The 9,108-nt window shown below is 32.4% G+C and carries 5 protein-coding genes, 19 tRNA genes and 2 pseudogenes; 3 read left to right on the top strand and 23 right to left on the bottom strand.

From position 1 onward, the window contains the following. Positions 1 to 432: 432 nt before the first annotated feature. From DIC82_06125 to DIC82_06110, 4 genes and pseudogenes are all read right to left on the bottom strand, one after another. Positions 433 to 639 carry an acid-soluble spore protein gene (locus DIC82_06125; protein ID AWK50621.1) on the bottom strand — a complete coding sequence of 69 codons (207 nt, stop codon included), beginning with the start codon at positions 637 to 639 and terminating at the stop codon, positions 433 to 435. Between the two features lie 234 nt (positions 640 to 873). Then, a pseudogene (locus tag DIC82_06120) lies at positions 874 to 1,062 on the bottom strand ((2Fe-2S)-binding protein). A 489-nt stretch (positions 1,063 to 1,551) separates the two neighbouring features. Beyond that, the gene (locus DIC82_06115) at positions 1,552 to 1,758 is read right to left on the bottom strand and encodes an acid-soluble spore protein (protein AWK50620.1); all 207 of its coding nucleotides are present in this window, start codon (positions 1,756 to 1,758) and stop codon (positions 1,552 to 1,554) included. Between the two features lie 226 nt (positions 1,759 to 1,984). Continuing rightward, a complete protein-coding gene (locus DIC82_06110; GenBank protein ID AWK50619.1) occupies positions 1,985 to 3,430 on the bottom strand; it encodes an FAD-dependent oxidoreductase in 1,446 nt (481 codons plus the stop codon). Positions 3,431 to 3,639: 209 nt separating this feature from the next. Here DIC82_06110 and DIC82_06105 point away from each other — a divergent pair, with 209 nt between their 5' ends. The 3 genes and pseudogenes from DIC82_06105 (at position 3,640) to DIC82_06095 (ending at position 5,404) form a co-directional block, all read left to right on the top strand. Continuing rightward, entirely contained in the window at positions 3,640 to 4,311 is a 672-nt protein-coding gene (locus DIC82_06105) for a manganese catalase (protein AWK50618.1), read from the top strand. A 48-nt stretch (positions 4,312 to 4,359) separates the two neighbouring features. Next, positions 4,360 to 4,911, top strand: coding sequence for a spore coat protein (locus DIC82_06100; protein AWK50617.1), 552 nt, complete (start codon positions 4,360 to 4,362; stop codon positions 4,909 to 4,911). Positions 4,912 to 5,278: 367 nt separating this feature from the next. After that, a pseudogene (locus tag DIC82_06095) lies at positions 5,279 to 5,404 on the top strand (rubrerythrin). A 1,639-nt stretch (positions 5,405 to 7,043) separates the two neighbouring features. Here the strand turns inward: DIC82_06095 and DIC82_06090 are convergent. The 19 genes from DIC82_06090 to DIC82_06000 all read right to left on the bottom strand — a co-directional run bounded on the left by DIC82_06090 (position 7,044) and on the right by DIC82_06000 (position 8,978). After that, positions 7,044 to 7,120 (bottom strand) — tRNA-Arg (locus DIC82_06090). A gap of 44 nt (positions 7,121 to 7,164) precedes the next feature. After that, a tRNA-Gly gene (locus DIC82_06085) sits at positions 7,165 to 7,238 on the bottom strand. A 27-nt stretch (positions 7,239 to 7,265) separates the two neighbouring features. Next, positions 7,266 to 7,340: transfer RNA gene (locus DIC82_06080), tRNA-Gly, on the bottom strand. Positions 7,341 to 7,345: 5 nt separating this feature from the next. Beyond that, positions 7,346 to 7,430: transfer RNA gene (locus tag DIC82_06075), tRNA-Leu, on the bottom strand. A 15-nt stretch (positions 7,431 to 7,445) separates the two neighbouring features. Then, positions 7,446 to 7,521, bottom strand: a tRNA-Lys gene (locus tag DIC82_06070). A 5-nt stretch (positions 7,522 to 7,526) separates the two neighbouring features. After that, a tRNA-Gln gene (locus DIC82_06065) sits at positions 7,527 to 7,601 on the bottom strand. A 67-nt stretch (positions 7,602 to 7,668) separates the two neighbouring features. Continuing rightward, positions 7,669 to 7,744: transfer RNA gene (locus tag DIC82_06060), tRNA-Lys, on the bottom strand. Between the two features lie 23 nt (positions 7,745 to 7,767). Then, positions 7,768 to 7,841: transfer RNA gene (locus tag DIC82_06055), tRNA-Gly, on the bottom strand. Positions 7,842 to 7,874: 33 nt separating this feature from the next. Beyond that, positions 7,875 to 7,949: transfer RNA gene (locus DIC82_06050), tRNA-Gly, on the bottom strand. Positions 7,950 to 7,954: 5 nt separating this feature from the next. Continuing rightward, a tRNA-Leu gene (locus tag DIC82_06045) sits at positions 7,955 to 8,039 on the bottom strand. Positions 8,040 to 8,056: 17 nt separating this feature from the next. Continuing rightward, positions 8,057 to 8,132: transfer RNA gene (locus tag DIC82_06040), tRNA-Lys, on the bottom strand. 3 nt (positions 8,133 to 8,135) lie between these two features. Next, positions 8,136 to 8,210, bottom strand: a tRNA-Gln gene (locus DIC82_06035). A 5-nt stretch (positions 8,211 to 8,215) separates the two neighbouring features. After that, positions 8,216 to 8,291: transfer RNA gene (locus DIC82_06030), tRNA-His, on the bottom strand. 4 nt (positions 8,292 to 8,295) lie between these two features. Continuing rightward, a tRNA-Arg gene (locus DIC82_06025) sits at positions 8,296 to 8,372 on the bottom strand. A 34-nt stretch (positions 8,373 to 8,406) separates the two neighbouring features. Continuing rightward, a tRNA-Gly gene (locus DIC82_06020) sits at positions 8,407 to 8,480 on the bottom strand. 18 nt (positions 8,481 to 8,498) lie between these two features. Beyond that, a tRNA-Pro gene (locus tag DIC82_06015) sits at positions 8,499 to 8,574 on the bottom strand. Positions 8,575 to 8,581: 7 nt separating this feature from the next. Then, positions 8,582 to 8,658 (bottom strand) — tRNA-Arg (locus tag DIC82_06010). 153 nt (positions 8,659 to 8,811) lie between these two features. Then, positions 8,812 to 8,885 (bottom strand) — tRNA-Gly (locus DIC82_06005). Positions 8,886 to 8,902: 17 nt separating this feature from the next. Beyond that, a tRNA-Pro gene (locus tag DIC82_06000) sits at positions 8,903 to 8,978 on the bottom strand. Positions 8,979 to 9,108 lie beyond the last annotated feature (130 nt).

Genomic DNA, 9,108 nt, shown 5'->3' with positions numbered 1-9,108 from the left:
CTTAAAAAGTAGTCTAATAGTATTATTTAATTTATTGTTGCAAATAATACATGTTTTTAAAATAAACAAAAGATCTACTTTGAAATAGTTCTTTATTTCAAGGTAAATCTTTAATCACTATACATTAATCATATAAAAATCAATTATTAAATCTAGCATATTTTTTTGTCTACTTATCTGAAAAATATTTCAAATCAAAATAAACCAGAGTTTATTCTTAAACCCTGGTCTAACTTAGAAACAAGTATACTTATGTTGATTTTGAAATTATTTTCATAGTAATCCTAAAATATTGTTCCATTGAAATCACCTATTTCAAATATAACTATGTCGTAATAGATTAAATATACTGCAAATTGCAACATCAGTACTTTTTTACATAATTATACATGCACCAAGAATTAACTTAGTGCATGTATAATTAGTTATCTTCTAGAGTCCTTTTTCGTAGCTTTCTACCATTCTCTTTACCATTTCCCCACCAACACTTCCATTTTGTCTTGAAGAAAGGTTTCCTTTATCTGTGCTTTCATAGTTTTGTAATCCGATTTCTGATGCAACCTCAGTTTTTAATTTGTTTAAACCTTGTTTTGCTTCTGGTACTAGAGTTCTGTTACTTCCACTGTTGTTTGAGCTCATATATATCTACCTCCTTTAATTATAATAAATTTGTTGGCAGTAATATATTAACCACTATGATAAATAATAACCTATGTAAATATTAGAATCATTATAATTTATAACCATCTTTTCATGTCTTTATATACTTTTACTTTATAAAACAGCCTACCATTGTTTTTGATCAAAATCCAAATAATTATTGAATCAATAAATCTATATTTTTAAATAATAATATTGAAATTAGCTTTATATACATTGAAAACTAAAATTATCTACAAAAGCTTTTTGTATTGGTGCATTTTTCAAGCCTTCAACAGTAACTATCTTTTTATTTATTGCTTCAACCGTCAGCATTAAGTAAGATTTTATAGGCCATCCATCTATAAGAATAGTGCATGCACCACAGTCTCCATTTTCACATCCTGGTTTATCTCCTGTAACTTTATCAAAAGCTTATTTTCTCGGTATACTTACTCAAATTCCATTTATACTACTCAAGTATTATTACCTCCTGCTACTTAAACTTATGTAATTTATTTTTCTCAGACTTTTTTAATTTATTCATTCCTCACTAAAAATTATATATGACTATCAATCTATTGAAGTTCTATCTTTTTTCTTACTATTAGTTTAAAAAAATATATTAAAATACCCTGTATTGCCTACATATATCTTAAGTTTAAACTTAAGACTTAGCTTTACAGGGTATTTAGGAATAAAGGTATTGAAAATTTAAAAATAAAATATTAATAATTGCATAAATTATAATACTAGTTAATTTAAAAACTTAAGTATTATTCATTTAGATATGGCAAATTCATTTTTAATAATACGGCACTTTAATTAACCATCATTAATATTTAATAGTGCCTTTTACATAATTATACATGCACCAAGAGCTAGCTTAGTGCATGTATAATCAGTTAATTTTTAAAGTCCTTTTTCGTAACTTTCTACCATTCTCTTTACCATTTCCCCACCAACGCTTCCATTTTGTCTTGAAGAAAGGTTTCCTTTATCTGTGCTTTCATAGTCTTGTAATCCAATTGATGAAGCAACCTCAGTTTTAAATTTGTTTAACCCTTGTCTTGCTTCTGGTACTAAAGTTCTGTTACTTGAATTGTTGTTTGAGCCCATATATATCTACCTCCTTTAATTATAATAAATTTGTTGGCAGTAATATATTAACCACTATGATAAATAATAATCTATGTAAATATTAGAATAATTATAATTCATAACCTTTATTAGTTGATTTCATATTCACTTCCTTTAAAAGTATACTTAGGAAATGCATTATACTTATATCTTTTTTATTATATCTATCTTCATTTATGCTGCATAAAACTCCACTTTTGTAAAGCTATATTTCATCAAGAGACTTATTTGTAGGGCTTTCTATCCAATTGCCCTTATAATCATATCTTGAACCATGGCAAGGACAATCCCAAGTTAATTCGTCAGCATTCCAGTGAAGCTCACATCCTAGATGAGCACATTTTGTTGATACTGCAAATATTCTTCCATCATTATCCTTATACACGCCAGTCTTTCGACCTTTATATTCTACTATACCGCCTTGACCATTTTTAAGACTTACAATACTTTCCTCTGGAATATCTATCCTCTGCGCAATAAAGTTTTTTGCAGTTATCATAAGATCATTAGCAGCATTTTTCATTGATGCTGACATATCAAATCTTCCTGGTGAAAATATTTCCGAAAAGTCATTTTCCTTTTCAAGAATCATATCACTTATTATCATTGCAGCTACCATTGAAGTTGTCATTCCCCATTTTTTAAATCCTGTTTCAACATAAATATCAGGGGTTTTTGATGAGTAATGACCTATATAAGGTATATTATCTAAGGTCATACAATCTTGTGCTGACCAATGATATTTTTCTATTGAATTCGGATAAAGTTCTTTGGCTGCTTTTCTGAGTTTTTCATAGGCTCCACCCTCTTCATTTTCCCCAGCTCTTTGTGCTTCACCACCAAATATTAATAAATTTTTATAATTTCTAAATGAATATGCATTCTTATCAATACCTTTATACATTCCATTTACATCTTGAGCATTTTCTAAAGCTAAAACATATGATCTTTCTTGATGCATTCTCATAAAATAATAGCCTGGAGTGTTTAAAAATGGATAATGTGTTGCCACTATTATTTTATTTGCCTTAATTTTTATATCATCTTTTGTAACTACAGAAATTTCTTCTGTAATATCAAGTGCTGTTGTATTTTCATAAATAGTCAATTTTTCTGAAATTGTTCTTAAGAATTTAAGTGGATTAAACTGTGCTTGATTCTTAAACTTCAATGCTCCTTTAACCTTAAAAGGAAGATTTACTTCATCCACTAACTCTGCATCAATTCCTAGTTTTTTTACTGCAATATATTCACTTTTAAGGCTTTCAGTATTATCTAAAGAATACACATATGCATCCTTGCGTTCAAAATCACAATCAATATTTTCCTCATCAATTATTTCTTTATACTTTTCTATTGCAAGTTCATTAGCCTTAGCATATTGCCTTGCTCCTTCTTCTCCAAATTCCTTAATTATACTATCGTAAATTAAGTCATGCTGACATGTTATCTTTGCTGTTGTATTTTTCGTAACTCCATTAGCAGTACTTTTAGCATCAATAATAACAACTTCTCTCCCACTTTTAGCAAGCATATATGCTGTGAGTAATCCAGCCATTCCAGCTCCTATTACAAGAATATCACACTCTATATCTTTACTTAAAACTTCTCTTTTTCTAAAATTAATCTCAGAATTCCATACACTTTCCATGTAAATCACCTCATAATTAGTATTCCACTTTTTTTAATACTATACACTTATCTCCATTAATTTGTTAGTTGCCTGTAGGACTACATTATTTTTATCAATAACAATAAAAATTGAGCTTCATAATAGTCAGTATTGGTAATTACACATGAATATTAATGATAATAAAACAAATACTATGAAAGTAAAATTTATTACTTGGAGGTGTTTTTATGTTCGAGCATAAGAAACAATTATTACATGAAGTAAAAGTTGAAAGACCGAATCCACAATATGCAGTATTAATGCAAGAACAATTAGGTGGAGGCAATGGAGAGGTTAAAGCAGCAATGCAATATCTTTCTCAAAGCTTTAGGATAAAAGACCCTGAAATAAAAGATTTATTTTTGGATATTGGCGCAGAAGAACTTAGTCACATGGAAATGGTAGCACAAACAATAAACTTGCTAAATGGTCATGATGTAAATAATACACAAGTTACTAATGGTGAAATTCAAACCCATGTACAATGTGGCTTATCACCTGTATTAATTAATTCATCTGGAGCACCTTGGACAGCAGATTATGTAACTGTTACTGGTGATTTAGTTGCAGATTTATTATCTAATATAGCATCTGAACAAAGAGCTAAAGTTGTATATGAGTACTTGTATCGCCAAATTGAAGACAAAGAAGTTAGAGCAACAATTGATTTCTTACTTAATAGAGAAGAAGCTCATAATGCCTTATTTAGAGAAGCCTTAAATAAGGTACAAAATACTGGTTCAAATAAAGATTTTGGTGTTACTCAAGATTCTAAACTTTATTTTGATTTATCTACACCTGGACCAGCACAAAAAGCTCCAGACCCAACACCACCATCTTTTGAAAACCCTAGAAAATAAAGTTTAATATTACTGTTTAAAATATATAATTAGCAGGAGGAAAGTATCATGCAATTATCATGTGGTGAATTACATAATTTGAGTGAATTAATTTTAAGCTGCGTAAATTCTATAACTAATATGGCACTTTACAAAAATATGGTTACAGACCCACAATTAAAATCTATGATAGAAACTCATTTTCCAGTTCATGTTCAAGATTATAATATGAAAGTTAAATTTGTTAAAGATGCAACTGCACCTACAGAAAAGTTGAATGTTCCAGTATTAACAAAAATTCTACAAGACTTTACTAAAGCGCCAGTTGCAACAATTCCAGTTACACCTAGAACAGATGTACAACAATTGAATGATAGGGAAATAGCTACAGGATATCTTTTAACTTTAAAAAGAGCTGGAAGAGAGTATGCATGGAGTGCTATGGAAGCAAGTAATCCAGAACTTCGAGAATTCTTAAAAGATGCTTTTACAATGAGTTGTAATCATGCTTATGAAGTATGGCAATGGATGGTTAAAAGTGGTTTTTATGCTTTGTCTCCAGCACCGCAGACAGAAATAGATGCAACAGGAGCCATCTTCAATGAAGTGCAACAATATTAAAATAATTATATTAATCTTTAATTGATAATTTTTTTAATATTATTAGACTTTGATTTTAATTCTAAAGAGTATCTGTATTTAATGGATGCTCTTTATTTTACATATAAATAATCTAGTGTAGTCACCACACTTAACTGAGATGAATAAAATGAAAACGAAAAATAATACTATAACAGTTTATTTAGTTTGATTAAAAGACTAATTCTAGTTGCAATTATTTTAGCGATAATATCATATTTAACACCCGATTTAGCGTAAGTTTAACGCATTACAATACATTAAGTATTTAGTCTGCTATTTCTAATTTAGTAAAAAGTAAATTATTAAACCCTTAGTTACTTATGCCTTAAGAGAAACTACGCAAAGGATGAATACGCAAAGTGCATATCAGAAATTTATTTTATTAGGTGTACTTGTAGGATTAGGTAAAACTCCTGAAGAAGCTATTAGTCAAGTCCAAGAATGGCAAAATACTAATGAATCTCAATTATTAAAGAGTAGTACAAGTGCAGAAGGTACAGGAAGCAATGGCGGTATTGATATAGGAGTCACATATGGAAGTACAGGAACTAGTCGCAATACCAATAAAAGGAATAGACTTTATTTTGACTAAATTTAAAAATAAGTTTGGGCCTTAATATAGTATTACAATACCCCATTCATTTACAAATAATCTGTAAAATGAATTTTCAAAACTTCATTTAGGGAAAAATTCGTAAGTAATTTGGGGCTAGTGGTGTCAGCCTCCCCAATAAAAAAGCCCCTAAAATAGGGGGATATCCTTTAATACTTATCTTGATATCTCTCATGGTCTACCATACAAAAAATATCGCAAATTCATTTGAATAACATGGTATTCTTATTCTATGTTACAAATTTAATCTGTTAAGAATTCTTATTAATATATATTTTTAACGCTTTAATTAATAAAATAAGTGTATAAAATCCTACTGCCCAAAATGCAACCATAATTGTCGGCACAATCAATGCCATTATACTCAACCTCAAATCCATCACTTATAACCCCTCTCACAAAATATATCCTAGCTTAAACTTCACTTAGCTATATTTATACAAACTTACTTATATAAATTAATTATAACATATTATGTAAATATTCCATTATTAAACTTTTAAAAAAACAATCTTTATTATATCTTTTAATACTTCCTTCGGTATCTGCCACGGTCCGCTATCTTATGATGATAAGTACACAAAGATATTAAGTTACATTCGTCTAGTCTTAAGTCATAAGCCTCAACTATCGGCTCTATGTGATGTACTTCAATTAATTTATGATTATAGGCACGTCCAGATGTATCATACAAATTTCTAATACATAACTGACATAAGCCTTTATCTCTATAAAATACTATCTTCCTTTTCTTCTTCCATGCCTGGGTATTTCTGAACTTATTAGAAAGGCTACCACTATTAATTCTAGTGATAGCCTTACAATTATAATTATGTTCGTGGACTCTGCCACATTTAGGAGAACTTTTTAACACTCGTTACACCTAAATCACATCTGATATAAATTCTTAATCATTATTTGGAATCCGTCCGAACTGTAAGCCTATTCCATTTTAATTCATTGGTTCACACCTAAAAGCATACAATCTCTATTGTAAACCAACGCTTGATTATTATTTATGTTATTACTTTCTGATATTGCATAATTATCTAATACCTTAGGTGGCACTATATATTGACCGTTAACGTCTGTAAGCATGGTTAAATCGTTTCCAACTGTTGTATTATAAACTAAGTCCGTTGGTACACAACATTTGACGTTTTTGTCGCTCCTATGCCCTTGATTAACATAGAATAATCAACTTTTCCTGTATGACTTACTTTGTTAATATTAGTATGTACTGATATACCATTTATTTCTGCCCCTGTACCAGTTCCGTATAGTAATGCCAATAGTTCACGCCATTTAGGTTAACTAGGTTAGCTTTTTTCTTTATCCTTGGTGATATTATAGGTGAAACAAGCATTTTCTTTTATGGAATCCATAAATTCCACTTATATATCTTTCTTTATTTACACCTGTTGGTTGTAGTAATGGTTGTATCAACAAAAATACCAACGATTTAAATTTCTTTAAACCGTTGGTATCTCTAACTTTTTGGTGCACTTGGTGAGATTCGAACTCACGACTTCTGGATTCGAAGTCCAACGCTCTATCCAACTGAACTACAAATGCATATTAATTTATATATAAAAAAACAACTGAAAACAGTTGTTAATTGGAGCGGGTAGTGGGAATCGAACCCACCTTTTTAGCTTGGAAGGCTAGAGTATTACCAATATACGATACCCGCATATATAATTTTTTTATAAAATATATGTGGAGCGAAAAACGGGATTTGAACCCGCAACCTCCACCTTGGCAAGGTGGCACTCTACCGTTGAGTCATTTTCGCTCGCTTGGTGCAGATGAAGGGAGTCGAACCCTTACACCGTAAGGCGCTAGATCCTAAGTCTAGTGCGTCTGCCAATTCCGCCACATCTGCTTAATTTTATTAAATTGGTGGCTTACCCGGGAATCGAACCCGGGACACCATGATTAAAAGTCATGTGCTCTACCAACTGAGCTAGTAAACCATAAATGGCTGGGATGGCAGGATTCGAACCTGCGCATAACAGAGTCAAAGTCTATTGCCTTACCGCTTGGCGACATCCCATTAAATGGAATGAACCTTACAGTTTATTCCACATATTCTAACAAATTGTTAGAGATATATTTACCACTGGTGCGTCATCAGGGATTCGAACCCTGGACACCCTGATTAAGAGTCAGGTGCTCTACCGACTGAGCTAATCACGCATGTTATTTTGTAAATATATAAATGGAGCGGGTAGTGGGAATCGAACCCACCTTTTTAGCTTGGAAGGCTAGAGTATTACCAATATACGATACCCGCACATTACAGTTTGTCTTATATTTAAAATATAATTGGAGCGAAAAACGGGATTCGAACCCGCAGCCTCCACCTTGGCAAGGTGGCACTCTACCGTTGAGTCATTTTCGCTCATTTGGTGCAGATGAAGGGAGTCGAACCCTTACACCGTGAGGCGCTAGATCCTAAGTCTAGTGCGTCTGCCAATTCCGCCACATCTGCATAAATAATTATTAAATTGGTGGCTTACCCGGGAATCGAACCCGGGACACCATGATTAAAAGTCATGTGCTCTACCAACTGAGCTAGTAAACCGAATGGCTGGGATGGCAGGATTCGAACCTACGCATAACAGAGTCAAAGTCTATTGCCTTACCGCTTGGCGACATCCCATTATATGGGGTGGACGATGGGGCTCGAACCCACGACAACCAGTACCACAAACTGGCGCTCTACCAACTGAACTACATCCACCATATGGTGCGTTTTAAGGGATTCGAACCCCCGGCCCACGCCTTAGAAGGGCGTTGCTCTATCCAACTGAGCTAAAAACGCATATTATTTTTTTGTTACAAACTTAAAGTTTGTATGGAGCGGGTAGTGGGAATCGAACCCACCTTTTTAGCTTGGAAGGCTAGAGTATTACCAATATACGATACCCGCACATATTATTTTTTTAAATGGTCGGGGTGACAGGGATTGAACCTGCGACCTCATCGTCCCAAACGACGCGCGCTCCCAGCTGCGCCACACCCCGATTTAAATGGTGCGTTTTAAGGGATTCGAACCCCCGGCCCACGCCTTAGAAGGGCGTTGCTCTATCCAACTGAGCTAAAAACGCATATTATTTTTTTGTTTTTCAGACGTTTATCATTATACAACATCCATTTGTTTTTGTCAACTTGTTTTTGTTTTCGGAACGTTTTTTATTTTAAACCATTCTACGAAATTTGTCAACACTTTTTTATTACATTTACATTTTAAAAATTTTTAATGGAGCGGGTAGTGGGAATCGAACCCACCTTTTTAGCTTGGAAGGCTAGAGTATTACCAATATACGATACCCGCACTTATTAATTTGTAAATGGTCGGGGTGACAGGGATTGAACCTGCGACCTCATCGTCCCAAACGACGCGCGCTCCCAGCTGCGCCACACCCCGAAGTATTAAACATATTTCTTAGCTTGTCACTTCATATCTTAGCGACAAGGATTATTTTACAATATCAAATCTATTTCGTCAATACTTTTTTTAAAAAAATTCATAATAATTCCTTAGATACTATATAAAT

It is taken from the genome of Clostridium beijerinckii (assembly GCA_003129525.1).
GTDB lineage: Bacteria > Bacillota > Clostridia > Clostridiales > Clostridiaceae > Clostridium > Clostridium beijerinckii_D.
The sequence above is the reverse complement of the archived record's forward strand: the minus strand, read 5'-3'. Positions and strand labels throughout refer to the sequence as shown.